Annotated in this window: 21 protein-coding genes; 4 read left to right on the top strand and 17 right to left on the bottom strand. The window is 67.2% G+C overall.

What is annotated here, in order from left to right; all coding sequences use genetic code 11:
* Positions 1-62 precede the first annotated feature (62 nt).
* The 11 genes from QSJ18_RS12910 to QSJ18_RS12860 all read right to left on the bottom strand — a co-directional run bounded on the left by QSJ18_RS12910 (position 63) and on the right by QSJ18_RS12860 (position 14,947).
* Positions 63-1,067 carry an LLM class F420-dependent oxidoreductase gene (locus QSJ18_RS12910; protein ID WP_286326894.1) on the bottom strand — a complete coding sequence of 335 codons (1,005 nt, stop codon included), beginning with the start codon at positions 1,065-1,067 and terminating at the stop codon, positions 63-65.
* Positions 1,068-1,390: 323 nt separating this feature from the next.
* Positions 1,391-2,407: a cutinase family protein gene (locus tag QSJ18_RS12905; protein ID WP_462476067.1), complete on the bottom strand. Its 1,017-nt coding sequence runs from the start codon at positions 2,405-2,407 to the stop codon at positions 1,391-1,393.
* A 3-nt stretch (positions 2,408-2,410) separates the two neighbouring features.
* Positions 2,411-2,944 (bottom strand): DUF732 domain-containing protein, encoded by a 534-nt coding sequence (locus tag QSJ18_RS12900; RefSeq protein ID WP_286326892.1) that lies wholly within the window; start codon positions 2,942-2,944, stop codon positions 2,411-2,413.
* Positions 2,945-3,101: 157 nt separating this feature from the next.
* Positions 3,102-4,562, bottom strand: coding sequence for an alpha/beta hydrolase-fold protein (locus QSJ18_RS12895; protein WP_286326891.1), 1,461 nt, complete (start codon positions 4,560-4,562; stop codon positions 3,102-3,104).
* 279 nt (positions 4,563-4,841) lie between these two features.
* Complete coding sequence (locus QSJ18_RS12890; protein ID WP_286326890.1) at positions 4,842-5,837, bottom strand: alpha/beta hydrolase; 996 nt, start codon at positions 5,835-5,837, stop codon at positions 4,842-4,844.
* Between the two features lie 325 nt (positions 5,838-6,162).
* Positions 6,163-8,352 carry a flagellar motor control protein ZomB gene (zomB, locus tag QSJ18_RS12885; protein ID WP_462476074.1) on the bottom strand — a complete coding sequence of 730 codons (2,190 nt, stop codon included), beginning with the start codon at positions 8,350-8,352 and terminating at the stop codon, positions 6,163-6,165.
* Positions 8,353-8,506: 154 nt separating this feature from the next.
* Positions 8,507-9,448, bottom strand: coding sequence for a decaprenyl-phosphate phosphoribosyltransferase (locus QSJ18_RS12880; RefSeq protein WP_286326887.1), 942 nt, complete (start codon positions 9,446-9,448; stop codon positions 8,507-8,509).
* Complete coding sequence (locus tag QSJ18_RS12875) at positions 9,445-10,077, bottom strand: phosphatase PAP2 family protein (protein ID WP_286326886.1); 633 nt, start codon at positions 10,075-10,077, stop codon at positions 9,445-9,447. Before QSJ18_RS12875 ends, QSJ18_RS12880 begins: the two co-directional genes overlap by 4 nt.
* Before the next feature lie 16 nt (positions 10,078-10,093).
* Entirely contained in the window at positions 10,094-12,037 is a 1,944-nt protein-coding gene (locus QSJ18_RS12870; protein WP_286326885.1) for a glycosyltransferase, read from the bottom strand.
* A 77-nt stretch (positions 12,038-12,114) separates the two neighbouring features.
* A complete protein-coding gene (gene glf, locus QSJ18_RS12865; protein ID WP_286326884.1) occupies positions 12,115-13,308 on the bottom strand; it encodes a UDP-galactopyranose mutase in 1,194 nt (397 codons plus the stop codon).
* 88 nt (positions 13,309-13,396) lie between these two features.
* The gene (locus tag QSJ18_RS12860) at positions 13,397-14,947 is read right to left on the bottom strand and encodes a SpoIID/LytB domain-containing protein (RefSeq protein WP_286326984.1); all 1,551 of its coding nucleotides are present in this window, start codon (positions 14,945-14,947) and stop codon (positions 13,397-13,399) included.
* Positions 14,948-15,205: 258 nt separating this feature from the next.
* On the opposite strand from QSJ18_RS12860, the gene QSJ18_RS12855 reads away from it, so the two are divergent.
* A complete protein-coding gene (locus QSJ18_RS12855) occupies positions 15,206-16,747 on the top strand; it encodes an N-acetylmuramoyl-L-alanine amidase (RefSeq protein ID WP_286326982.1) in 1,542 nt (513 codons plus the stop codon).
* Positions 16,748-16,876: 129 nt separating this feature from the next.
* Positions 16,877-17,788 carry a Mesocentin gene (locus QSJ18_RS12850; protein WP_286326883.1) on the top strand — a complete coding sequence of 304 codons (912 nt, stop codon included), beginning with the start codon at positions 16,877-16,879 and terminating at the stop codon, positions 17,786-17,788.
* A gap of 43 nt (positions 17,789-17,831) precedes the next feature.
* Here QSJ18_RS12850 and QSJ18_RS12845 read toward each other — a convergent pair whose 3' ends face one another.
* A complete protein-coding gene (locus QSJ18_RS12845) occupies positions 17,832-18,665 on the bottom strand; it encodes an HAD family hydrolase (protein ID WP_286326881.1) in 834 nt (277 codons plus the stop codon).
* Positions 18,665-19,465, bottom strand: coding sequence for a lysophospholipid acyltransferase family protein (locus QSJ18_RS12840; RefSeq protein ID WP_286326880.1), 801 nt, complete (start codon positions 19,463-19,465; stop codon positions 18,665-18,667). Before QSJ18_RS12840 ends, QSJ18_RS12845 begins: the two co-directional genes overlap by 1 nt.
* 29 nt (positions 19,466-19,494) lie before the next feature.
* Here QSJ18_RS12840 and QSJ18_RS12835 point away from each other — a divergent pair, with 29 nt between their 5' ends.
* The gene (locus tag QSJ18_RS12835) at positions 19,495-19,965 is read left to right on the top strand and encodes a hypothetical protein (RefSeq protein WP_286326879.1); all 471 of its coding nucleotides are present in this window, start codon (positions 19,495-19,497) and stop codon (positions 19,963-19,965) included.
* 16 nt (positions 19,966-19,981) lie between these two features.
* Here the strand turns inward: QSJ18_RS12835 and QSJ18_RS12830 are convergent, their stop codons facing one another.
* On the bottom strand, positions 19,982-20,782 hold the full coding sequence (locus QSJ18_RS12830; RefSeq protein WP_286326878.1) for a lysophospholipid acyltransferase family protein: 801 nt from the start codon (positions 20,780-20,782) through the stop codon (positions 19,982-19,984).
* 196 nt (positions 20,783-20,978) lie between these two features.
* On the opposite strand from QSJ18_RS12830, the gene QSJ18_RS12825 reads away from it, so the two are divergent.
* Positions 20,979-22,589 (top strand): MBL fold metallo-hydrolase, encoded by a 1,611-nt coding sequence (locus tag QSJ18_RS12825; RefSeq protein ID WP_286326876.1) that lies wholly within the window; start codon positions 20,979-20,981, stop codon positions 22,587-22,589.
* Positions 22,590-22,626: 37 nt separating this feature from the next.
* Here QSJ18_RS12825 and QSJ18_RS12820 read toward each other — a convergent pair whose 3' ends face one another.
* Genes QSJ18_RS12820 through serS form a run of 3 tightly spaced genes read right to left on the bottom strand, consistent with a single transcriptional unit; the run spans position 22,627 to position 25,839 of the window.
* Positions 22,627-23,514, bottom strand: a complete 888-nt coding sequence (locus QSJ18_RS12820) for a DMT family protein (RefSeq protein ID WP_286326875.1) — start codon at positions 23,512-23,514, stop codon at positions 22,627-22,629.
* Positions 23,515-23,541: 27 nt separating this feature from the next.
* Positions 23,542-24,546, bottom strand: coding sequence for an EamA/RhaT family transporter (locus QSJ18_RS12815; RefSeq protein ID WP_286326874.1), 1,005 nt, complete (start codon positions 24,544-24,546; stop codon positions 23,542-23,544).
* Positions 24,547-24,582: 36 nt separating this feature from the next.
* The gene (gene serS, locus QSJ18_RS12810; protein ID WP_286326873.1) at positions 24,583-25,839 is read right to left on the bottom strand and encodes a serine--tRNA ligase; all 1,257 of its coding nucleotides are present in this window, start codon (positions 25,837-25,839) and stop codon (positions 24,583-24,585) included.
* Positions 25,840-26,045 lie beyond the last annotated feature (206 nt).

The raw sequence follows: 26,045 nt of genomic DNA, 5'->3' as shown, positions 1-26,045 counted from the left end.
CTCTCACCTCGCGGTTTTCGACGCGAGACCGTCGGTCATCCTACTCCCCCGTTGCCGGGGCTTTACTCCCCCTTCAACAGAGAGATGACGGGTGCGAAGGCATCCATCTGGGTGGGGAACACACCGACGTAAGACATCGACGTCCGACGACGAACCTCACGGATCTGGTCGGCGATCTCCTCGAACGAACCAATCGCGATATACGGCGAGGACAGTACGTCGTCGACGGTGAACTCGCAGTCACGTTCGATATTCGGCGGATATCCCTGGGCCAGCGCCTTGAGTGCCATCTCGGCGGTCGCCTGCCGGTCGTCGGTGATAACGATGACCGCGATGGTCCAGTTCAGCTCGATGTCGGCGAACCGATCCCCGGCCGCCACGCGGATACGATCGACCCGCTCGGCGGTCTTGTCGATGGTCATATCCGACAGCTTCATCTTGCCGTCGGGGGTGGTACCCGGGGCCACCGAGATGATGTCGGCATGTTTGGCGGCCAACGCCAGCATCTTCGGGCCGCCACCGCCGACCGCGATCGGCGGGCGCGGACCCTGACGCGGACGAGGCGTCCCCTCCAGACCGTTGATCTGGTAGAACTCGCCGTCGAAGTCGACCTTCTCGCCACGCAGCAGCTTGTCGAGGATGGTCAGCGACTCGTCGAGGCGACGGATGCGCGTACCGGGTGACTCGAAGGGGAGGCCCGCCTTGTCGAACTCCTCCTTCATCCATCCCGCGCCGATACCCAGTTCGAGGCGCCCCTTGCTCAGCACGTCGATGGTGTTGGCCTCTTTGGCCAGGATCGCCGGGTGGCGGAAGCCGTTGGCGAGCACCGAGGTCCCCAGCCGGATCCGGCTGGTCGCCTGGGTCAGCGCGCCGAGTGCCGCGAGCGGGCCGACCTGGTTGCCGAGATGATCGGGCACCGCGAAGGTGTCGTAGCCGTACTCCTCGGCGGTCTGCGCGAGCTGCACGAACTTGCGGGCTCCGCCCTCGTCCTTGTTGCCCTCACCACCGGCACCGAAGCGGAACTTGCGCGGCTCCGGTGAGGTGCCGTCCGTCTCGGGTTGCGTCATTCGTGCGTCTCCTTGTTGAACGGCGTCGTTGACCGGCGTCGTTGTCTACCGGTGTCGGCGGCCCACCATCGGTGGTATCGGACCCGGCAACACGGTAATGCAGTACAGGTGCCGTTCCAAACCCCGGTGGGCCTTTGGTCCCGGGCCACCCGCGGTCATCCTGTCCCGGACCAAACGCCGAGGTAGGGCTCGGCTGCCGTCATCTGACCGGGCGACACGAGTCGTCTCCCCGATCTAGTTCGCCGATACCGGTGTGCGCGTTACACACCCACCCGCCGAGTGAGCCCGACAGCGGCGTACGGGCGGTGGGTGGCCACCGTCTCCTACTCGTGTTCGGGCTGCTCGGCGCCGTCGATGACCGCACGCGCCCAGCCGTACATCCACTGGGTGGCGCTGGCGCCTTCGTACTCCCAGTGCGACGTCGTCGCGTACAACGCATGGATCGGATTGGCCGCCGCATTCGACAGCTTCGCCAGGGCGGCCAGCGGATTGGTCACCGACGGTGCGTCGCAGATCAGGTCGCCGGGCGCACAGATCGACTGCACCCGATCGGACAGCTCCCCGAAACCACCGTTGCGGGATCCGGTCATGGTGATGCCGGGCACCAGCCCGCCGAAGCCGGCGAGACGAACCTCCGCGCCCACACCGTCGGGGCTCGGACCGATGTCGTGCTGTTCCCCCGGCTCCCGACGACCGTCGGCGATCAGCCCGACGCCGAGCACCAGATCCTTGTCGGCCGGATCGAGCACTCCGCGACCGTTGCCGATGTTGCTGGCCAGGTCGCCGGCGATCACGGCGCCCTGCGAGAACCCGAGCAGCACATACCGGGTCAGCGGGCAGTGTTTGTTGGTGGCGATGATCTTGCCCGCGGCCCGCTTGTAGCCCTGGGTCCGCGAGACGTTGTAGTCGGCCTGCCGGTCGCCGAGATTCGTCGGATTCCGGAACTCCGCGGTGTAGGGCACCGTATAGACCTCGGTGCGGCCCGGCTGGTCGGCGAAGGCGCCCTGCAGCGACTTCGACACCCGCAGCATCAGCGACCGCGGATTGGCGGTCGGGTGGATCGGATCGTCGCCGGCCGACGATTCCCAGGTGCCCGGCACGACCAGGGTCAGCACATCCGGACAGTCCGCGGGCTGCGCCTGCGGACGTTCCTTCGACGGCGACGTCGGCGGTGGAGTCGGGGTGAACGGCGACGGCCCCGGTTTGAAGATCTGGATCACGGCGACGACGATCAGCACGATCGCCAGAATCGCGAGCGCGCCCAAGATCACCGGCAGCTTGCGAGAACGGCGCCGGGACTTGCCCCGTGACGTCGGGCGAGAGGACTTCCGTGCGTTCAACGATCAGCAGTAGTTCTCGTCGGCGGCTTTGATGACCTTGTCGGCCTTGGCATTCGCCTCTTCGACGGTCTTGGTGCCCGGCCCGACGGAAGCGGTGACGAAGGCCTTCATGGTGACCGGATCGGTGCCCTTGGACTTGGCGCCGCACACGTACTCGGCCATGGTGAGCGCCACCGAGTTGTCCGAGTCACCCATGAAGGTGACGTTCTGCGCCTTGAGCGCGTTCAGGTAGTTGCGCGCCTTGTCCGACAGCGGCTGGCCGCTCGGACCCGGAAAGTTCGACGGTACGGTCGTCGTCGAATTCGGTCCGGTGGCCGGCAGGCTGGCCGACGGGGCGGTGGTGACACCGGGGGTCGGGGTGCCTTCGGCCGGGGTCGACGCCCCGCTCGGCGGCGCCGAGTACATCGAGGTGGTCGTGACCGGGGCGTTGGTGATCGGGGCGGACGCCGTCGAGTCGTCGGTACATGCGGTCACCGACCCGAGGGCCAGTACCAGTCCGGTTGCGGCTACCGCCACCTGAACGAACCTTCGCGTCATGCCCACTTCCTCGGTCGTCTGCACTGCCCGGCTCGCCTGCGGAGGCAGGCGGCGCCACTGAGCAACGTTACCGCCCGGCGGGCCGGACAATTGCCATCCGACCCGCCCCACCTGCGGAAACACCCTGATTCCTCAGCGAAGTTTCAGGACTGCCTCATCACTTCGTCACTTTCGCGCCGCCGCGGGCGGTCCAGGTGATCTTGCCGTGCTCGAAGGTGTTGAACCGGCCCTTTCCGTCGCGGGTGCTCAGCTCGCTGCTCGTCGGCAGGCCCAACCGGCCTCCGGAGCCGCCCGCGGCCGCATATGCGCCGCCGATCGCGCCGGTGACGACCTGCGGTCCCTTGGGTCCGCTGAAGATGCGGCCACCGAAGAAGTCCTGCGCCCGCCCTCCGGGAACCGGGTACTCGGGGGTGAGGCAGCCACCCAGCTGTGCCTTGTTGCCGTCGTACACCTTGCGGAACTTGCCGCCGACACGGCAGGCGACGCGATCACCGGCCAGGCCGAGCGCACCCGCGGCCTGCGGCCATGCCTGGATCATCTCGAACTCCCAGTACGGCCAGGTGTGGGTACCCGACGGACGGTAGTTGGCCTGCCCGGGGATGCCCTTGCGGTTGAGTTCGATGGCGAACTGTTGACTGGTCACGCGGCTGAGCATCTCCAGCCCGACGCCGGAGTAGTTGGTCGCCAGCAACGGGATGTCCGAAGGCTTGTCATGCGGGCCGACCATGCCGTTGCCCGACGAGATGTAGAGGCTGGTGCCCTGCAACTTGTCGGCGAGGACGTACGGGTCGTGTTCCTTCCAGGCCGGATCGCTCGGCTGGCCGAACATCTTCATCGAGTCATAGCCGCCGCCGTCGCGCAGCGCGAACTGGACCGCCTGCGGCATGCCGTAGGAGGTCAGCTGCAGAATGCCCGAGAAGGAGGCCGCGAACTTGTAGTAGCCGGGGTTGCGGGCGGCGAGCATCATCGCGGCCGAACCGCCCATCGACAGACCTTCGACGCCGCGCACGTCGCTGGAACGCCACTCGTTCTCGAGTATCGGCGGCAGCTCGCGCATCAGGAAGGTTTCCCACTTGTAGTTCTTGCCGCGGTCGGGCTGCTTCCAGTCGGTGTAGAAGCTGGACTCACCGCCGATCGGCAGGATGACGTTGACGTTCTTGTCCTTGTAGAAGTCCACGATCTTGGTGTTGATGACCCAGCCGCTCTGATCGTCCTGCGCGCGCAGTCCGTCGAGCATGGTCAGTTGCGGGAATTTCGCCTTCGGCTTCGCGTACCAGTCGCGGGCCAGCAGGATCTGCACCTGGATGTTGGTGTTCATCGACGGCGAGTGCACCCACAGCGCGACCCGACGATCGGTGTACCAGTAGGTGTTGACCACCTTGCCGGGCTGGGCCGGCGCGGCGGCCGGGGGCGCGGGAGCCGGGGCAGGGGCCGGGCCGGGCGCCGGGGCGGGTTCGGACGAGGGCGGTGCGGCAGGTGCCGCACCGGCGGGTACCGTGCCCGCGAAGACCAGCGCGCAGATGGCCGCGAGAACGGTCACCACCGTCGCGGTCAATTTGCCCGTTCGCGATCGGCGTCCCCGCCCGCCGATCACCTGTTCACCCTGCACCGCTCGCATTCCTGGTACCGCTCGCATAACTCCATGACTCCTTCGTGCCCCGTCCGGTGGCATTCGCGGAGCGCGCGCGACTGGTTCCCCTCCAGTCACACATGCATCACAAACAACAAACGCCTCAGGTGTTTCTTACACGGCGCGGCCATCGAAGTGTGCGCGCCACGCTGGGGCGTGTGGGATTTGTGTGACACAAGTTGTTTGGGAGTGGCATTCACACCGTCCCGGACGACAACGACGCCCCGCCCAGAAAGGGCGGGGCGTCGACGTCGCTTCAGGACGGACTCAGCGGAAGAAACCGCGATTCTTGGCGTTCCAGACCATGTCCTGCCAGTAGCCCCATGCGTGGGTGCCGTTGGCGTAGTAGGTCATCACCGGCAGGCCCGACACGAAGGCCGCGGCCTCGAAGGCCTTGGACTGGGTGAAGGCCAGCAGTTCCAGGGTCGAACCCTTGAACAGATCGTCGAAGACGTTGGGCAGCGCGTTGTACTTGCCGAACAGGCCGTTACCCGAACCGACGAAGATCTTCATGCCGCGCATGCGGTTGATGTTCCACATCGGATCGTTGTCGAACCAACGGAGGCTCCACGGCGGGCCCCACATGCAGTCGATGTTCCACGGCTTCGGGTCGACGTCGAGCATCGCCAGACGCAGTGCGGTGCGCATACCCGGCGCCGACAGGAAGTTGTAACCCGACAGCGAGCCGGCGCGGTCGAAGGCGGCGCGGTTCTGCGCACCGATCACCAATGCGGCGTTACCACCCGAGGACAGACCGAGGATCGCGTACTTCTTGCTCTTGCCGACGCGGAAGCCCTTGCGGTCGAGCGCGGGCACCAGGGTGCGGTTGATGACGCAAGTCCAGCGGTAGCGGAACTTCTGGCCGTTGAAGTTGCTGGGGGCATCCCAGTCGGAGTAGAAGCTGGCCGGACCACCGATGGGCTCGACGACGTTGACGCCGGAGCGGACCATCTCCTGGATGTTGGTGTTGATCTCCCAGCCGCTGTAGTCGTACTGGGCGCGCATACCGTCGAGCATGATGACGGTCTTGTAGTTGCCCGGACGCTTCCAGGCGCGGACCTTGACCGAGGGCATCCCACAGCCGTTGACCCAGAACTCCTGCTTGCCGTACTGCGTGCCGCCGATCCTGGCGTTCGCCTGTCCGGCTCCACCGACGACGCCGGCCAGGCCGATCACCGTCATCATGGCGATCGCCGCCGCCACGAATCGGTTGCCCCAGCGGCCCCGCCCCGCCGGTTTCGGCGCACATACTGCTTCGCGCATGGACTCAAATCTCCCTTGTCAACCGGTCGGCCAGCGGAAAACCGCGGATCAACCGTGAACGGTTAAGCGACCACTCGTCGCCATGTCCCCCGAGTGCACTCTGCGGCGCAACGATAACTCTCAGCTCACTCTCGAGCGTTGCTCACCGTTTGCGCAGCCTATTGCAATCGCAAAGCACAGACAAACGCTGTGATCGCAGTCACATCAGGCCCTCCCACGACAATTCGGACAACGCCCGGCTTGTCGTGGACGACTAGTTGTTCATCGCCACCCCGGCGCGCGACGTTACCGATTCGATATGTAACACGGCAAACCGGACGTTCTCCTACTTGATGGGCGGCAGTGGCGGCGGAATCGGAATCCCGCAGCGCTGCAGCTCATACTCCGGATTCCGCTGGATGCGGTAATCGGTGTAGGTGAACGACTCGCGCAGGTTGTGTTTGAACCGGGCGAAGGTCCAGGGTCCCGTGAAGGAGGCATACCGCGCCTTCGTCTCCGGACAGGTCAGCGCCAGCCTGGCCTGCGCGACGGTGTCCTCGTCGAGATAGCCAGGCAGCACCGGACTGCGCGGATAGGCACCCGCCTCCGCGACCACCCATTCACTGGGCAGGATCTTGTCGTGTCCGATGCGCCCGTCTTCGAGTCGTTCGGTATGCGCGGCCAGTGGATAGGCCAGGCCCATCTGGTCGATGACCCGCACATCGAGCGGCGCGTTCATACTCGTCATCCCCAGATTGAGGAAGTAGACGGTCACCTGACGTTCGACACCCTTGGGCATGATCCCGGGCATCCGGGCGACATACCACTCGTCGTAGCTCGACGACGGCAGGATGACGCCACCCTCCTCGTGGTACTTGTCGATCATCTCGACCATCGCACGCATCCGCGGATAGTCCAGATAGTCCTCGGCCGTCACCGGGTTCTCGTTGCCCATGTTGGTCACGTAGAAGCGTCGCTCGTCGACGATCCCACTGCGGCCGATGTCGATACCCGCGTTCGGCAGCACCGTCGAATGCGACGAGATCGCCCAGACGAGCGTCGCGACCCACACTCCGGCCAGCAACGCCGACCCCACCAGCTGCGCACGGATCAGCCCGCGATGGGACTCGACGTCGGCGCCGGTCGGCCCGACGGCGCCGGCCGTGACCGTGGCCTCGGACTGGGCGGGAGCCTCGAAGGCGACGGTCTCGGCGTCGGCGTCGGAGGTGTCGGCGTCGGAGGCGGTCTCGGCGTCGGAGGCGGCCGGTACAGCGTCGGCGTCGACGACCTCCCGAGGACCGCGGCGGAAGGCCTCGGCGATATGGGCCGGGATCGTGATCGGAACCACCATCATCGGCAGCAGCAGGATGAACAGCGGGGTGAGCAGCACACGGCCGTGCATGAAATCGCCGCCCTGACGCACCCAGTAGGTGCCGCAGATGAACCCGGCGACGAGCACGGTGACCGTCACCGCCGTCGGCGTCTGCAGCGACCGCGAGAATCGGGCCAGTCGTTCGCGCGCCGAGGCGGGCGACGATGCGGCAGGCTCGACGCCGAGCGCACGCTTACGCAGCCGGTTCCCGACGATCAGCACGACCCCGGCGACGACGGCCAGGATGACCGGCAGCAACAGCACATACGGGCCGAACAGGTTGGTCAGGTAGCGGCCACCCTGTGCCCACTTCGAGCCGCTGGCGTCCTTGGCGACCGCCGGGTTCGGCACGAGCAGGGCGTAGTAGCCCATCCGGAAGATCTGGTAGCCGACCGGCAGGATCGCCGCGACGACGATCATGCCGATACGCATCCGCGCACCGATCGGGGCGCAGAAGACCAGCAGCAGTGCGAGACCGCCGACGACCGCCAGCTCGGGCCGGATGAGCGGCGCCAGTCCCGCGGTGAACGCGAGCAGCAGGGTCCACACCGCGGCCGAACGTGTTTGGTGCGGACCGCGACGCGCCCACGCCACCAGTTGGGCCCACAGCACCGCGACCCAGAAAATGCACAGCCCGTTCTCCAGGCCGCTGGTCGCGAAGTCGCGCGCAGGCGGAACGGCGATGTAGACGACGGCACCCAGCGGCAGCAGCAGCGTCCAGCCGTTGCCGGTGAGACCGCCGAGCCGGGAGCCGTACAGGCGGGCGGTGCCGTACATGGCGATGGGGGTAGCCGCCACCGACAGCACCAGCGCCACCCACAGGGCGACGTATTCGAGCTGACCGTCGGTAATCCAGGCCCAGAACCACAGCACATAGGTCCACGCGGTCGAGGTGTTGGCCTCGACCCGCTCACCGGCGTTGAACACCGGACCGTTGCCTGCGAACAGGTTGCGCAGGGTGCGCAGCACGATGAGTCCGTCGTCGGCGATCCAGCGTCGCTGCCACGCGCCGATCGCGAAGAAGGTGGCCACGGTCACCGCACCGATGACGAAGCTGCCGACCGGCACCCACTGGCGGCTGCCCCACGACCGGACACCGGTGCGGGGCGCGTCGACACGGCGATCGTCGGCGCCGTCCTCGCCGGTGCGGTCCTCGGCGACCATGTCATCGTCGGAGACGGTGTCGGTGGCCTGCTCGTCGGCGACCGGCTCGTCGGCGACGCCGGTCCCGACGGACTGGCGGCGAGATGATGGGGGGCGAGGTGACGGGGTCAGCTCGCTGATCGAGAAGTCTTCCGGATCGTCGGGCCGGCTCCCGTCAGGAGAAGGCATAGACCGCGATACCCACGCAGACGACCCACGCGACCGCCAGCAGTTGCAGGACCCGGTCTCCCAACACGATCTCCTCCGGTTCGCCCGCCGCGCCGCCGTCGACGTCGACGGCGTAGCGCAGGATTGCGATGGTGAGCGGCACCACGGAGATCGCGTAGAAGACGTTGTCCGGACGGTCGCCACCGTGCGCGCTCGCGTCCAGCGCCCAGAGCGAGTAGGCCAGAACCACCGCCGTCGCCGACAGCGTCCACACAAAGCGCAGGTAGGTAGCGGTGTAGTACTGCAACGACTTGCGGATCTTGGCGCCGGTCCGCTCCGCGTAGACCAGCTCGGCGTAACGTTTGCCCGCCGCCATGAACAGCGAACCGAAGGCCATCACCAGCAGGAACCACTTGGACAGCCCGTGGTCGAGTTCGGCGGCCACACCACCGGCGATCGCGCGCAGCACGAAGCCCGACGACACGATGCAGATGTCGATGACGGCCTGATGCTTCAGGCCGAAGCAGTAGCCGAGCTGGATCGCGAGGTAGACCGCGATGGTGACGGCGGTCTGCCAGTTCGCGAGGAAGGCGATACCGATCGACGCGGCGGCCAGCACGACCGCCAGCCCGAAGGCCAGGTTGCGCGGCACCACACCGGCTGCGATGGGCCGGAATCGCTTGGTCGGGTGATTGCGGTCGGCCTCGACGTCGAGGGCGTCATTGATCAGGTAGATCGACGACGCCACCAGACAGAACGCCACGAAGGCGATGCCGACGCGCAGCATCGACGCACCGTCCGTGAGGACCTCGGTACCGGCGGCCATCGGTGCGGCGAGAACCAGCACGTTCTTCACCCACTGGCGTGGGCGGACGGCCTTGATCAGCCCGGATGCCAGATTCTTCGGCGGTGCCAGCACCTTGCCGTGCTCGATCGGCTCCTCGCTCATGCGTTCTCCCTGCTCTTCTTCCCCCGTCCGAAAGCGAACCGGGCCGGCTCACATCGATCGGATCCGAGCAGAACCTTATCGCCCGCCACCACGGCGGCCGCGCTCGCGGCACCGATCACGGCACCGGCGGTCACGTCGGTGGGGTAGTGCACACCCAGCACCAGACGGGAGAGCAGCATCGGCGGGACGAGCAGGGCGGGCAGTGCCGCCGGCGGCAGACCCGCGGCCCGTCCGATGAGGATGGCGGCGGCCGTCGTCGACGTCGCGTGCGAGGACGGGAAGCTCAGCTTGCTCGGGGTGGACACCCCGACGTCGATGGCGGGGTGGTGCGGCCGCGGGCGGCGCACGATCCGCTTGATGACGACCGATGCGGCATGCGCGCCGAAGGCCCCGACACCGGCCTCGATCCAGCGACGCTGGGCGGCGGCGTCGCCGCGGGTGCGGGCGAGTCCCCAGCCGGCCGCCGAGATCGCCAGCCAGCCCAGCGAGTGTTCGCCGAAGTGCGACAGTCCGCGAGCTGCTTCACGGGCACCGGGGAGCGCGCCGACCGTCGACTGGATCGCGACCAGCGCGGCCACCTCACCGGTCGGCGCGGATGCGCTGGTCGTGGTCGGGTCGTTACCGACCATTCCATCGCTGAACACCTCAGTCGATTCCGAAGACACCGGCCCAGCTCTCCTTGCTCGTCAGTTCCTGATGTTTGGCCCGATAGGCGTCCTTCATCGCGGGGAACCTCTCGTTGAGTTCCCGCACGAGCGCCGCGGATTCCTTGGCCAGTGCGATCATCTTGTCCCGGTCCCGCTGGCGGTAGACCACTCCCCGACCGTCGGCGGTGGTGACGGTCACGCCGTCCACCCGGCCCAGGCTGAACCAGCGGGCCTCGATCGGCGGATAGTTGGCCTGCGGCACCTCGTGGTGGCGCGGGTCGGCCGGGCGGGCGTTGTTGCGCATCGCGGCCAGCAGCGCCTTGGCCTTGGCCACCTTGCCGGTCGGCGGGTGCGTGCCCAAATGCGTTGCCTCGCCGCTGGTTCGGGGTAGTTGCTGCGCTGACGGCAGGACGACGGCGTCGGGGAACTGCTTACGCATCGCGGCGATCTTGGGCAGCGCGGTGGGCAGCAGGCTGCGCACGTGGTCCGGTCCGGCGAGGAAGTCGCGGATCGCCTCGTTCTGGATCGCCACCGTCGAATACTCAAGGCAAAGAAGATGTTTCGCGGTTGCCTTGGCCATCGACTTCAGGATCCCGTTGATCGGGCCGTCGTGATGCAGTGCCGCGACCACCAGCCGGTTGCGCAGGTGGAAGTACGCCTGCCAGTCGATGGCGTCGTCCTTGTCGCTCCAGGCCATATGCCAGATCGCGATACCGGGGATGGTGGCGGTGGGATAGCCGGCCTTGGCCGCGCGCAGCGCGAATTCCCAGTCGTCCCACTTGATGAACAGCGGCATCGGCAGGCCGATGGTCTCCGCGCATTCCCGCGGGATCATGCACATCCACCAGCCGTTGCCCTCGACGTCGATGCGCCGGTGCAGGTTCTTGGAGTTCTCGCGGTCGCGCAGCGGGTACTTGGAGAAGTTGTGGTCGTATTCGACGAAGGGTGCCGCCGTCCACATGAAATTGCCGCGGTTGATGACCTCACCCATGCAGTGCAGATGACTGCGGTCCTGCAGGTTGAGCATCTGTCCGCCGACGAGCATCGGCGACTTCGCGAACCGCGACATCGCCAACGCGCGCAGGATCGAGTCCGGCTCGATCGCGATGTCGTCGTCCATGTAGAGCACATACGGGCTGTCGGTGAGGCGCAGCGCCTCGTACATGATGCGCGCATATCCGCCCGAACCACCGAGATTGCCCTGGTCGAAGATGCGCAGCCGGTCACCGAGGGCGGTGGCGGCGTCGTCGTAACCGGGTTCGTCGACGACCTTGCGGGTGCCCTGGTCGGGCATCAGCACCGCATCGATGACCCCGTCGACGAGCGGGTCGGAGGTGAGTGCGGCCAGCGCGTTGACGGCGTCGGTCGGCCGGTTGAAGGTCGGGATGCCGACGGTGACCCGCTTGGTGTCGGGGTCGAGTCCGGCCGCAGCCTCTGCGGTCGCATACCAACCGGCCGAGACGATCTCGGTGTCGGTGTCGGTGGTGACGTCGAACCAGATCCAGCCGCCGTCCTCGAAGGGGTCGAGGTCGAGTTCGAACTCGATGGCGCCGCGACCGTTCTCGTCGGTGGGCACCAGATCGCCGCCGATGCCGATACGTGAGCCGTCGATCTTGGAGCGGTAGAGGTCGACGCGGGCCGTCCCCGACACCTCGACGCGGAGCACCACCGACTTCAGGATCGACCAGCGCCGCCAGTACGCCGCGGCGAAGGCGTTGAAGTAGGTCTCGAAGCTGACCTCGGATTCGCCCGCGAGATACACCGATGTCCGGCTGGGCGCATGTGCCCGACGATGGTTGGTCGACGATTCGACCAGGTAGAGCGATCGGACATCGAGCGGTTCACCCGGCCGCGGGAAGATGACCCGCTGCAGCAGCGACGCCGCCTTCGAGTGCCCCTCCCCCGCTTGGGTGTCGTGGTCGTGGGTGGACGTCACCGTCATCTACTCCGCCCTCATCGTTTCTGCGCTACTCGCGGCATCCGCCGTCGAGAGTGCTCGTCTTCTGCTTGTCGCGCCGCTCATTCCGCGGTCAGCGGTGCGCCGTCCCGCAGGTGCGGCGCCAAGGTGTTGTCGAACATGGTCAGCGCGCTCGCGATCGCCATGTGCATGTCGAGGTATTGGTAGGTGCCCAGCCGACCGCCGAAGAGCACCTTCGACGACGCGGTCTCGGCCTTGGCCAGCTCGCGGTACGCCCCCACCATCGAGCGATCCTCGGGGGTGTTGATCGGGTAGTACGGCTCGTCGGTGGTCTCGGCGAAGCGACTGTACTCGCGCATGATCACCGTCTTGTCGGTCGGGTAATCGGTGCGTTCGGGATGGAAGTGCCGGAACTCGTGGATGCGCGTGTAGGGGACGTCGGCGTCGTTGTAGTTCATCACCGGAGTGCCCTGGAAATCACCGGTCGGCAGCACCTCGGTCTCGAAGTCGAGGGTGCGCCAGCCGAGCCGTCCGGCCGAGTAGTCGAAGTAGCGGTCCAGCGGGCCGGTGTAGATGACCGGGGCGTCGGGGCTGGCGGCGCGCAGTTCGTCGCGGACGTCGAACCAGTCCGTGGACAGGCGCACCTCGATGCGCTCGTCGGCGGCCATGTTCTCCAGCCACGCGGTGTAGCCGTCGACAGGCAGTCCCTCGTGGGTGTCGCTGAAGTAGCGGTTGTCGAAGGTGTAGCGCACCGGCAGTCGGGTGATGTTGCCCGCGGGCAGGTTCTTGGGGTCGGTCTGCCATTGCTTGGCGGTGTAGTGCTTGATGAACGCCTCGTAGAGCGGCCGACCGATCAGGCTGATCGCCTTTTCCTCGAGATTCGCCGCATCTTTGGTGTCGATCTCACTGGCCTGCTCGGCGATCAGCGCACGGGCATCGTCGGGGCTGTAGTACTTGCCGAAGAACTGTGACACCAGGCCGAGCCCCATCGGGAACTGATAGGCCTGGCCGTTGTGCATCGCGAAGACGCGGTGCTGATAGCCGGTGAAGTCGGTGAACTGGTTGACGTACTCCCACACCCGCTCGTTGGAGGTGTGGAACAGATGCGCGCCGTAGCGGTGGACCTCGATGCCGGTACTCGGCTCTGCCTCGGAGTACGCGTTGCCGCCGAGATGATCGCGCCGTTCGACGACCAGCACCCGCTTACCCAGCTGGGTTGCCGCTCGCTCGGCGACGGTCAGGCCGAAAAAACCCGACCCGACGACGATCAGGTCGTAACTGCTACTGGTTGCCACGGGTTCTCAGGGTAACGGACGCAACCTGAGGATTGTCCGAGCGCATGGTGTGGGCCACGGGCGCCGTGGTGTACAGCGCACCCGGGGTTCAGCGCAGCACGTCGCGAGTCGGGAAGCCGAGCACGGCGATCCCGCCGCGCGCCTGGTAGCGCGCCAATCCGGCGCCGACGAGGGCGTGGGCGCCGGTCTGCCGGGTGAAGAACAACATGCCCTGTTCGAAGAGCTGGGTGACGCCGGTGCCGTCCAGGGTCAGCGCGGGCAGTCCCAGCGCCTTACCCAGCGGTCCGGTGATGCCACCGAGGTCGCCGACCTTGCCGTTCATCGCGTCGGTCGCCAGGCTGAGCAGCTGCGACGCACCGGGCACGACCTGGTCGACGAGCTGATTGAGGCTGCCGAAGTCCAGGCTCCCGCCCGCGCCGGGGCCGGTCGGGGGTGTGACGATCTTCGGGCGCGTGGTCTGTCCCTTGATCGCGAACCACGACGACTTCAGACCCAGTTTGGTGCGGGCCTCTTCGCCGGTGGTCTCCACGGTGCCCGCCGAGCCGACGGCCCGCACCTTGATGGCGCGGCCGTTCTCGGGTCCGAGGCCGTTCGCCTCGATGACCTCGAAGCTGCGCAGGGCGCCGACACCGAAGGCAGAGCCGATGCTGCCCGCACTGACCTCGGCGGTCCAGTTGTGGTTCGGTGACGCGGAGTCGCCGGCGTCGGCCACCGCCGGGAACCGTCCGCCCGCGGTGTAGCCGCCGGTGGAGGCGGAGAACTCGGTGAACGCGGGCCGACCGTTCTGCAGCCGGATCTGCCCGGCGGTCGCGTCGGCGGCCTTGTTGGTCCGCGGGTCCTCACCGGAGACCCCGCCGTATACCTGCGAGTTCTGGGTGTCGTCGATCTTCTTGCCGCCGGCGATGGCGGCCAGCGCGTAGGTGCGGGCGGCGACCGCCTGCGCCTTGAGCGCCTCCATACCGCCGGAGTCACCCCATGCGGGTACCGATTCGCGCGGGATCACGCCTTTGACGTAGTCGTCGACGTGCAGCTTGTTGGCGACGCCGCCACCGTCGTAGCCGAGCGCACCGCGATAGGCCGTGTTGGATCCGCAGAATTTGAGGAATTCGGCCGGCGGGCGGCTCGGTCCCATGTTGATCGGCTCCACGAAGGGCTGCGGGACGCGCACGGTTCGCACCGCGCCGCCCCCGCAGCCACTCAGGATGGTCGCGGTGTTCCCGGAGAGGCTGACCGCCTGCCCGGGAGCCACCGGCTGCCCACCGACTCGCATTCCGGCGTCCGCGTGCACATTCACCGAGCTCTGTTGGGTGAGTTTCACCAAGATCTCGGGCCTGTCCACCTTCCCCGCGGTGGTGCCGCCGTAATAGTGACGCAGAATCTGGTTCGCCGACCATCCTTTTCGTGCATAACCGTAGGCACCCCACTGCCCGAGACCGCGGCCGTGTCCGTGCCCGTGTCCGATCAATGTCACCGTCGAGCCGACCGACAGTTCGACGTTGCCGACGTCGGTCGGACCTTGCGATCCGGCGACGGCGATCCCGCCGATGAGGAGTGCGGGCGCGAGGCCGATGCTCGCCCACGACCAGGCACGCCGACGTGCGTGACGCGGCCGGACTCCCGGCGCGAGCCAGCCCGTCAGCCGCTTGTGCGGTGCGGAGATCTTCACGAGGTGAACACATCCTTCGGTCGAGCTCACACGCGGCGCTGAGCCGTTACGTCTGTGACTCGTGTGACGATTGGGACTTAAGTGACGATAATGAAGTTGATCGTTAACTCCAACCTCAGGAGATAACAACAGCATCACGAGTTGTGCCGAGGCGGCGTGTGTGAATGAGACATAACGGTCCGCCTCGCCACGATGACTGCCGAACACCCCAGCCCGAGGAGAGTGCCCACCGTGCGTCATGCCCGACCGAAACCGTCGATCATGCTGGCCGTCGTCGCCGTCGCGGCCGTCGCCGCACCCCTGATCGTGAGCGTCGGCGCCGACGATCCGTCGCTGGTCGACCGCACCAAGCGGATCGGGAACACCGCGATCGAGCAGGTCCCGCTGCGTGAACTGCCAGCCGCCGTCCTGGACATCACGTCCTCGGGCCTGGACGCCGTCGGCGTGAAGCTGCCGGAAATCGATCCGAACGTCTTCACGCTGCCCGACGGTCTGCCCGACGTAACGGTGCCGTTGCCCGCCACACCGCCATCGGGGTCGACGACGTCGCCCGCACCGGCCTCGAGCGATCCGACGCCGAGCAATCCATCATCGGCGCCCACGCAAACCCCGACGCCGAGCAAGACGCAGACCCCGAGCAAGACGCCTCCGAAGACCGGCCCCCGGCCCAAGACCCCCGGCGGGTCTACACCGCAGGCGACGATCCCCCGGCTGGCCGACGGCCGGACCGTCGGCGCTGCGGTGACCACGATCGTCCGCGACAAGCCACTCAAGATGGTGGCCTTCACGTGGGATCGTCCCGTCGACGTCGATCTGGTGATGCGATCCCGTCGGGCCGATGGCGGCTGGACGCCGTGGTCGGTACTCGAACCGGCACTCCACGGCGCTGTCCCCTCCGCAGGCAAACCGGTCGGTACCGAACCGGTGTGGGTCGGCGACGCCCGCGAGGTGCAGGTCGCCGCCACCGATGAGGGTCTCGCGATCCCAGCCGCCGAAACCCAGGGCGGGGATCTCGCCCAACTCGGTGTCGGGATGGCCGGTGAGGTGGTGACCAAACTCGTGACCACCGCCCTGTCCGCGGTCAAGGCGACCCTGATCAGTCCGGATTCGATTCTGTCACTGGGCTCGTCGTTGCTGACCCCGCTGCTCGGCGGGCCGTCGGTGGTAGCCCGTGCCCAATGGGGTGCCGACGAATCCATCCGCTGTTCGCAGCCGATCTATTCGCCGACCGTCGGTGGCGCGATCGTGCACCACACCGCGGGCAACAACGACTACACCGCGCAGCAGTCGGTGGAGATCGTCCGCGGTATCTACGCCTATCACGCGCGCACCCTCAACTGGTGCGACATCGGCTACAACGTGCTGGTCGACAAATACGGCCAGGTCTTCGAAGGCGCCTTCGGCGGGCTGGACCGCAACGTCGAGGGCACCCATACCGGCGGATTCAACAAGGCGACAGTCGGATTGTCGTTGATGGGCAACCTCGATCAGGTGCCGCCGACCGCCGCGATGATCTCGGCCGCCTCCCGTTTCCTGCGATGGCGTCTGGGCAAGGCCGGCCTCAACGCGGGCGGGACCGCTCACCTCACCGCGGAGTACTTCTCCGACAGCAAGTTCCCCGCCGGCGCACGCACCCAGTTGCCGATGATCGCCGGCCATCGCGACTACAACAACACCAGCTGCCCAGGTGTGCACGGCTATTCGGCGCTCAACCAGATCCGCGCCATGTCCGGTGCGGCGCCGGCCGCGCCGGCGGCACCCGCCTCTCCGTGAACACTCAAGCCCGTATTGTCGGACCGCAACTCATCATTGATGATGTTGCATACCAGCAAAATCCGACGTTACGATCGCGCGTGTTGCCGCGGCGTATCGAGCGCCGCCACAGCAGAACCCGGAGCTGCCATGAGGCGCCTGTTCGTGATCGCATTGTTCTGCCTGTCGTTCGTCGGGGCACTGACCGCCTGCGACAGCACGGAGGAGTCCGCAAGTTCACCCTCGATCGACAACAAGGCGGCCGGAGGTACGTGGAATCCCCAGGGCAAACCGGTCAACGGCGGTCCGCGCGGCGCCGACGGATCCACCGGCAACAATCTGACCCGGGACTTCTGTGCGCACAACCAGGATCCCGGGTGCCCCCGCGGCAGCTTCTACGGGCCGCAGGCCCACGTCCACCCCGCGGCCGGTTACTGGGATACCAACGGCAAGCCCGTAAACGGCGGACCCACCGGGGCGGATAGGTCGACCAACAACAACCTGACGCAGGAATACTGCGCCCGGAACCAAGATCCCGCCTGCCCGAAAGGCAGTTTCGTCGCACCGAATGCGATCCGCAATCCCAACGGCAGCCCGTCATACGTCAAGTGCGAGGGCACGATCTGCACCAATCCCAACCACGGAGGCGGCGACGGCGTCGGTGTGTGGGGACCCGACGGCCGGCCGGCCAATGGCGGCCCGATCGGTGCCGACGGTTCGACCGACAACAACCTGACTCGCCAGTACTGCGCGGGCAATCAGGATCCCGCCTGCCCGGTGGGCAGTTTCGTCGCCCCCGGCGCGACGTGCGAGGGCACCGTCTGCAACCCGAACCATGGCGCAGGGACCGACCCCGACGAGAACGGCGGCGACACCACCACCCCCGATTCGACGCCGGGCGTGACACCGCCGCCGGACGAGGGCACCCCCGGTGTCCCGGCCCCCGACGACACTCCAGTCCCCGACGACACTCCAGTCCCCGACGACACCCCCGAAGCCGATCCGGATGCTCCCGATGCACCCACGACCACCGACATTCCCGACGACGATGGCGGGTACTGACCCGAGTCAGCCGCGGTAGACCCACCACCGATGGGCAGACAGCTCAGCCGAACCAACGCTCCAGGACCCGCGCGACGCCGTCGTCGTTGTTGCCGATGGTGACCTCGTCGGCGGCGGCCAGCGCGGCGGGGTGCCCATGACCCATCGCCACGCCGTGGTGAGCCCAGGTGAGCATCTCGGCGTCGTTGGGCATGTCACCGAAGGCGACGACGGCATCGGCTCGCAGCCCGGCTTCGGCGACCAGCAACTGCAACCCCGATGCCTTGTGGGTGCCGGGCACCGACAGTTCGACGAGCCCGTTGTCGGTGGAGAAGGTGACCTCCGCCAATCCGTCGGTCAGTGGCGAGATACGTTGTGCCATTTCAGAACTCGGCATGCCCGGTGAGCGGACGAGAAGCTTGACGGCCGGCTCGGCGAAGACCTCGTCGTCGCCGACCTCGACGTGGTCGGGGTTGAGCCACGCGTGCTGGTACCCGGCGGTGGCGACGAAGGGCGCGGTCGCGGCGTCGTGCGCCGACCGCCCGGCCCGTTCCGAGGCGATGCCCGCACCCGGAAGCTGCCGGTAGATGACGTCGCCCAGGTGCCGCAGGACGTCGGGGGCCAGTGTCGACGCGGAGATCACCCGATCGGCGACGACGTCATACAGGATGGCGCCATTGGCGCACACCGCATATCGGACGTCGACCGCGGTGCCGACGAACTGATCGGTGATCTCGGCGATCCAGCGCGGCGGTCGGCCGGTGGCGAGGACGAACTCGGCTCCGGCCGTGCTCGCTGCGGCGAGCACGTCGATGGTGCGGGCCGAGACCCGGTTGTCGTCGTCGATCAAGGTGCCGTCGACGTCGCTGGCGATGAGTACGGGTGGTCCGAACGCCATCAGCGCGTCCCGCGGCGGGCCTTGTCGGCCTTGGCCGCCCGCGCCGCCGCCTTGCGCTGCGCCTCGTCTTCTTCGATCACCGCGGCCTCCTCCGGGGTCGGTGCGCTTCCGCCGAGTCGGGTCGGCACCCAGAATGCGCCGTCGGGGTGTTCATAGGACTCCTGGACCTCGTGCAGCATCGTCGTCATGACCTCGCGCAACCGATTCGTCTCGGCCACCGGGTCGGCGGTGGGGTCGGCGTACAGCGGCAGTCCGAAGCGCGACAGCACGCGAGTCTTGCTGCGCCCCATGTTGCGTTTGCCGCCCTTGGTCCACTGCCGGTGCGCCCCCCAGACGATGACCGGGATGATCGGGACACCGGCCTCCGCCGCCATCCGGACCGCACCGGTCTTGAACGCCTTGAGTTCGAAGCTGCGCGAGATGGTGGCCTCGGGATAGATTGCGACGATCTCACCGGAGCGCAGCGACTCGACGGCTCGCCGATAAGCCTCGATGCCATCGGACCGGTCGGTGGGCACGGTGCCGGTGTGATTGACCAGGAACCGCATGATCCCGACGTCCATCACCTCGGATTTGATCAGGAAACGCGTCCGCCGCCCGGCCCGGTACACACCGAGCGCGGCGGGCAGGAAGTCGACGTAGCCGGTGTGGTTGATCGCGAGCACCGCGCCACCGGTCTCTGGGATGTTCTGGATACCCGTATAGCGCCGATCCAGTCCCTGCGCCCAGGACAGGCTGCCGGCGATGATCTCCAGGGTCCGGTAGACCGGCTCCCGGCGCCTGTGCACTGCCCTTCCCATGCGACAAGCCTAAACACTAGGGTGCAGTGATGTCCGCATCCGTCCCCAGCACACGTCTGGCACGTCCGGCGGCGCTGTTGTCGGTCGCCGCGATCGTCGTCGCCCTGGCAACCGGCTGCGCCGACGCTCCGGGGTCACCCCCGCCGACCTCGTCACCCCCGCCGACCTCGTCACCCCCGACGACCAGCGTGTCCGGAGCCCTCGTCGTCGGGCTGTCCCAGACCGTCGACCTCGGCGGCGGCGTCCGGCTCACCCCGCTGCGCGTCACGCAGGACAGCCGCTGCCCGACCGACGTCGAATGTGTGTGGCCGGGCACCGTCGAGCTGTCGGTTCGCGTCACGTCGGGTCCGTCATCGGCTGAACACGTCGTCGAGCTGGGGAAACCAACCCGCCTGACGGTCGGGACCCTGCTGCTGCGGACGGTGGAACCACCACCACACTCCGACACCCCGATCGCCCCGGCCGACTACCGGTTCGGATTCACCTGGCAACCGGCCTGATCCGGCCGGGCAGGGCTCAGACCTCGCCGAACCCCGTCCCTGTGCCGTCGGATGCCGTGCCGTCGGATGGGGCGGCCGCTCGGCGTGCGGCACGCGCGGCCTGTTCCTCGGCGTCGAGCCGGTTGGCCTCGTCCAGCGTCGGAGCCGAGCCACCCAGCCGTGCCGGCACCCAGAACTCCCCCTTGGGGTGCTCGCCGTAGGCATCCTGCAGTTCGAGAAGCTTCTCGCTCATCACCTTGTGCAGCTTGGCGGTGAGTGCGTCGGCGTCCCCGGTCGGCTCGAGCGGCTCACTCACCCCGATCGCGATCTTGAAGTTGTGACGTCCCAAGCTGCGCGGATGCCCCTTGGTCCACACCCGCTGAGCTCCCCAGATGACCGTGGGGATGATGGGGGCGTCGGCCTCCAGCGCCATCCGCGCGGCCCCCGATTTGAAAGCCTTCAACTCGAAGCTGCGGCTGATGGTGGCCTCCGGGTAGACGCCGACTAGTTCACCGCGCTTGAGGTATTCGACAGCCTGCTGGTAGCTGGCGGCACCGTTGGCCCGGTCCACCGGAATATGCTTGAGCGCACGCATGATCGGTCCGGAGACCTTGTTGTCGAAGACCTCTTTCTTCGCCATGAACCGCACGTAGCGTTTGCCCTTGAGGAAGGCCGGGATACCCGCATAGGTGAAGTCGAGGTAGCCGGTGTGATTGAAGGCGACGACGCCCGGACCGGAGTCCGGAACGTGCTCCACCCCCGACACCTTGAAGTCGAGTCCTTCGGCGAGCCAGAGCAGACGCGCAGCGGTGATCACTGTGCCGTAGACGGGTTCCATGGGTCGAGCTTAGTCATCGGTTCTTCGGTCCGGCAGGGTCGCCCGACGGTCGATGGCGGCACGACTGGGGGTGAGCATCGTCACGGCGACGCGGCGAGGGTCCCAAGCCCCACGACGACGGGCATCGGCACTCGATAGATTGGATGGTCGAGAGCACCACCGCGTGTCACCCCGCACGCCCACTGAAAGGCCCAACGTGCAGATCACCAGCATCGGTCATGCCGGTTTCCACATCCAGACCGCCGCCGGCTCCATCCTCTGCGACCCCTGGGTCAATCCGGCCTACTTCGCCTCGTGGGTGCCCTTCCCGGACAATTCCGAACTCGACTGGAAGACGCTGGGTGACTGCGACTACCTGTATGTCTCCCATCTGCACCGCGACCACTTCGACGAGCAGAACCTGCGCGACAACGTCAACAAGGACGCCACGGTCCTGCTGCCGGACTATCCGGTGCCCGACCTCAAGCGCGAGCTGGAGAAGCTCGGTTTCCACAAGTTCGTGGAGACCACCGATTCGGAGAAGACGACGGTCAGCGGACCCAAGGGCGAGCTGGACGTCATGATCATCGCGTTGCGCGCCCCTGCCGACGGCCCGATCGGCGACTCCGGACTGATCGTCGCCGACGGTGAGACGGTCTGTTTCAACATGAACGACGCCCGGCCCGTCGATCTGGACGTCATCGGCGAGGCGTTCGGACATGTGGATGTGCACCTGCTGCAGTACTCGGGTGCCATCTGGTACCCGATGGTCTACGACATCCCGCGTAAGTCCAAGGCCAACTTCGCATCCCAGAAGCGTCAGCGCGGCATGGACCGAGCTCGCTCCTACATCGAGCAGGTCGGGGCGACGTGGGTTGTTCCGTCGGCCGGCCCACCGATGTTCCTCGATGACGACCTGTTCGGGCTCAACGACTTCGGTTCCGCAGACACCGCCGACGAGACGTCGATCTTCCCCGATCAGGAGACCTTCCTGGAGCAGATGCGCATCCATGGCACCGACGACGGTGAGCGTCATCGCGGCCTGATGATGGTGTCCGGCTCGGTCGCCGACTTCACCGGGTCGACCCTCAACGAGATCTCCCATCCCTATGCGCCACACGATGTTTTCGGGGAGAACAAGCGCGCCTATCTGGAGCGGATGAAGGAGAAGTTCGCACCGGTCATCGCAGCGGAGAAGGCTTCCTGGGCATCGGCTGACGGCGATGCCCTGCTGGGTGCGCTCCGCGAGAAGTTCGAGCCGATCATGGCGCAGTCCGACCTCATCTGCGATGGCATCGGATACCCGGTCGGCCTGGTCATGACCCCGGGCAGCACCAGCAAGGAGACCACCGAGGCCACCGAGATCGTCGTCCTGGATTTCCCGAACCGGATCGTCCGCGAGCCCAAGGAGGGAGAAGGCAAGTACCGCTACGGATTCCGGATCCCGACCGAGATCGTGCGCACCGTCCTACGCGACGACGAACCGGATTGGGTCAACACGATCTTCCTCTCCACCCGCTTCACCACCTGGCGCATCGGCGGTTACAACGAGTTCCTGTACACCTTCTTCAAGTGCCTGACCGATGAGCGCATCGCCTATGCCGACGGCTGGTTCGCCGAGGCGCACGACGACACGGCATCGACCACCAAGGACGGCTGGGAGATTCAGCGTCGCTGTCCGCACCTCAAGGCCGACCTGGACAAATTCGGCGTGATCGAGGGCGAGAAGCTGACCTGCAATCTGCACGGCTGGCAGTGGGATCTGCCCACCGGCCGCTGCCTGACCTCGAATGGACACGAGCTGCGTGCCCAGCGTCTCGGGAGCTGACGGAGCGGCCAGCGAATGCACGGTGTCGTCACCGGGTTCAGCCGGAGGCCACCTCGACACTCTCCACCGCGGACGAGGTGGCCACCACGACCGCCCCGATCACCGCCGCGGTGAAGGCGATCACGGCCACCGGACCCCACCCGTCACGAACCTGGTCGCCGAGCAGGACGATGCCGACCACACCCGGGACGACGGTCTCCCCGACGACGAGTGACGCCGAGGCCGCCGCCACCGATCCGGTCTGCAGGGCAACGGTGAACATGTAGAACCCCCCGACGCCACAGATCAGCAGTGCGTAACACGCCGGGTCGCTGAGCAGGGTCGTCGGATGGAACGGATCGAGGCCGTCCAGGATCCGCACCGCGACGGCGAGGATGCCGAACAGCACACCGCCGAGCAGCCCCGCGGACACCGCAACCCACCGCCCGGGCGGGGTGAGTCGCATCGCCACCACACCGCCGATGACCAGCACAATGCCGACTACAAGCACCGTCCAGTGCAGCCACGGGTCGTCGTGACCGTGGCCTTCCGGCCCGGAGGCAAAGCCGAGGAGCACCAGCGCTCCGACGACGACAGCGATCGCGGTCCACTCGCGCGGGGTCAGCCGGGCCCCCAGGAACAGGACCGCTCCGACGGCGGTGACGATGAGATTGGCACTGACGATCGGCTGCGCGAGAAACAGCGGTAGCTCTCGGGCCGCCACCAGGTTGCCGATGAATCCGAGCCCATCGAGACAGAGTCCCGCCAGGTAGGACACGGTGAGTACCGTCGCGATGGTCGAGGCGACCGTCGGCGCCCCACCCGCACCGGGGGTCGCCGTCGGCTCGCCACCGGCGGATACGCGGCTCGCACCGTGGGCCTGGAGAAGTGACGCGGTGCCGTAGCCGAACGCTGCGACGATTGCCGCGAAAATGCCCAGGATCACCGGTCAATTATTGATCCTGGCCGGGGCTCAGCGGCCGGGATCGGCCGCCTGGGTCGGTTCCGCGGCCAGCCCGAGGTGACCGTGCGCATGGCTGTGCGGGAAACGGTCGTCGGTCGGGAGCGGGTGCCCGTAGCCGCGGGGACCGTTGGTGAGGTCGGCCTGTTCGACGGCGACGACTGCTCGCGAGGACGCCAGCACGACGCCACCGACGACCGCTGCGGTGAACGCGACCACGGCCACCGGACCCCAGCCCGCCCGGGTGGTGTCGCCGAGCAGCAGGATGCCGACCACACCGGGCAACACCGTCTGACCGACGACGAGTGCCGCGGCCGCACCGTTCACAGATCCCGTCTGCAGGGCGACGGTGAACAGGTAGAACCCGCCGATACCGCTGATCACCAACCCGTACAGCGCCGGGTCGGTGAGCAGAACCGTGAGATCGAACGGGTCGACGCCGACGAGCAGCCGAGACGCCACCGCCATCACGCCGAACACGGCGCCGGCGATGAGTCCGGTGGCGGTGGCGATATGGCGGTGCAGCAGACGCATCGCCGCGATGCCGAGCAGGAACAGGAGTGGGCCCGCGGCCAGCACCACCCAGCTCATCCACGAGTGATACGTGACGCCCTCACGTCCGGCCGCCACCGCCAGCAGTGCGAGGGACACGACGACCACCGCGCCGGCGATCCAGTCGCGCATCGTGAGCGACAGATGCAGCACCACCATGGCCAGCAGCGCGGTCGCCACCAGACGCGCCGAAATGATGGTCTGCGACAAGAAGAGCGGGATCAGTCGGGCCGAGACGATCGTCGCGACGAATCCGACGATGTCGAAGATGAAGCCGATCATGAACGGCACGGTCAGCATCGTCGCGACCGTCGAACGCAACGACGGATGCGCCTTCGCCGACCGGCGCCGCTCCTCGCGGACGGCCGCGCGCTGCGCGACCTTCCCCGCACCCAGTGCCTGCAGGACTGCGGCTGCGGCGAAGGCGAAGGCACCGATGACCGCGACGACGATACCCATCGTCATCGCGATCGTCCTGCCGTCATCGCGGTGTTCCCGGCATCAGTTCGGGGTCAGCACATCGGTGCCGACGTAGCGGGCGAGTTCCGGCGGCAGGTGCACCGAACCGTCGGGTTGCTGGTGGTTCTCCAGGATCGCGACCAACCATCGGGTGGTGGCCAGTGTGCCGTTCAGTGTGGCGGCGACCTGTGGTTTGCCGTTCTCGTCGCGGTAGCGGATCGACAAGCGACGCGCCTGGAAGGTCGTGCAGTTCGAGGTCGAGGTGAGCTCGCGATAGGTGTTCTGCGTCGGGAACCATGCCTCGCAGTCGAATTTGCGGGCGGCGGACGAGCCGAGATCGCCACCGGCGACGTCGATGACCCGGTAGGGCACGTCGATCGCGGCCAGCATCTCCTTCTCCCAGGCGAGGATTCGCTGATGCTCGACTTCGGCGTCCTCGGGCTTGCAGTAGATGAAGCCCTCAACCTTGTCGAACTGGTGGACACGGATGATGCCGCGGGTGTCCTTGCCGTAGCTGCCTGCCTCGCGGCGGAAGCAACTCGACCATCCCGCGTACCGCTTGGGGCCGTCGGAAAGGTCGAGGATCTCGTCCATGTGGTAGCCGGCCAGTGGAACCTCGGAGGTGCCGACCAGATACAGGTCGTCGGCTTCGAGGTGGTAGACCTCATCGGCGTGGGCGCCGAGGAATCCGGTGCCGCCCATGATCTCCGGGCGGACCAGCACCGGCGGAATCATCAGGGTGAAGCCGTTCGCGGTCGCCTTCTGCGCGGCCATGTTCAGCAGTCCGAGCTGCAGCAGCGCACCCTGTCCGGTGAGGAAGTAGAACCGCGACCCCGAGACCTTGGCTCCCCGCTCCATGTCGATCAGTCCGAGCGATTCACCGATTTCGAGGTGATCCTTGGCGTTCTCGATCTCCCGCGGTTCACCGACGTGCTCGAGCACGATGTAGTCGTCCTCGCCACCCGCCGGGGCACCGGCGGCGACGATGTTGGAGATGGCGCGGTGGGCCGTCGAGGCGGCCTCGTCGGCCGCGGACTGGCGTGCCACGGCCGCTTTGACCTGTTCGGCCAGCTCCTTGCCGGTGGCCAGCAGCGCCGCCTTCTCATCGCCCTGGGCCTTACCGACCTGCTTGCCCAGAGCCTTCTGCTCGGCGCGCAGAGTGTCGGCCTCGACGATCGCCGTCCGGCGTGCCGCGTCGGCGTCGAGCAGCGCGTCGACCAGCCCGGGATCCTCGCCACGGGTTCGCTGCGACTCGCGCACAAGGTCGGGGTTCTCACGCAGAATCTTCAGGTCGATCACGTCTGAAACCCTACCGGTCCGGCGGCCCGGCCCTGATGCGCCGGGTCAGTTCACCCCGAACTTTCCGACCGGCCCGACGGCCGAGAGATCCACGCGTGGTGACCGCGCCCGACGGCACCGACCGGTGGCACACGCGCGGGTCGCTGCGGACCCGCGAAGGCCGTCATGACGAGTGTTGGTGCTGCCCGGTCGTGACAACAGGCATG

This window comes from Gordonia heveisoli, from assembly GCF_030315745.1.
Taxonomy (GTDB): Bacteria; Actinomycetota; Actinomycetes; order Mycobacteriales; family Mycobacteriaceae; genus Gordonia.
The sequence above is the reverse complement of the archived record's forward strand: the minus strand, read 5'-3'. Positions and strand labels throughout refer to the sequence as shown.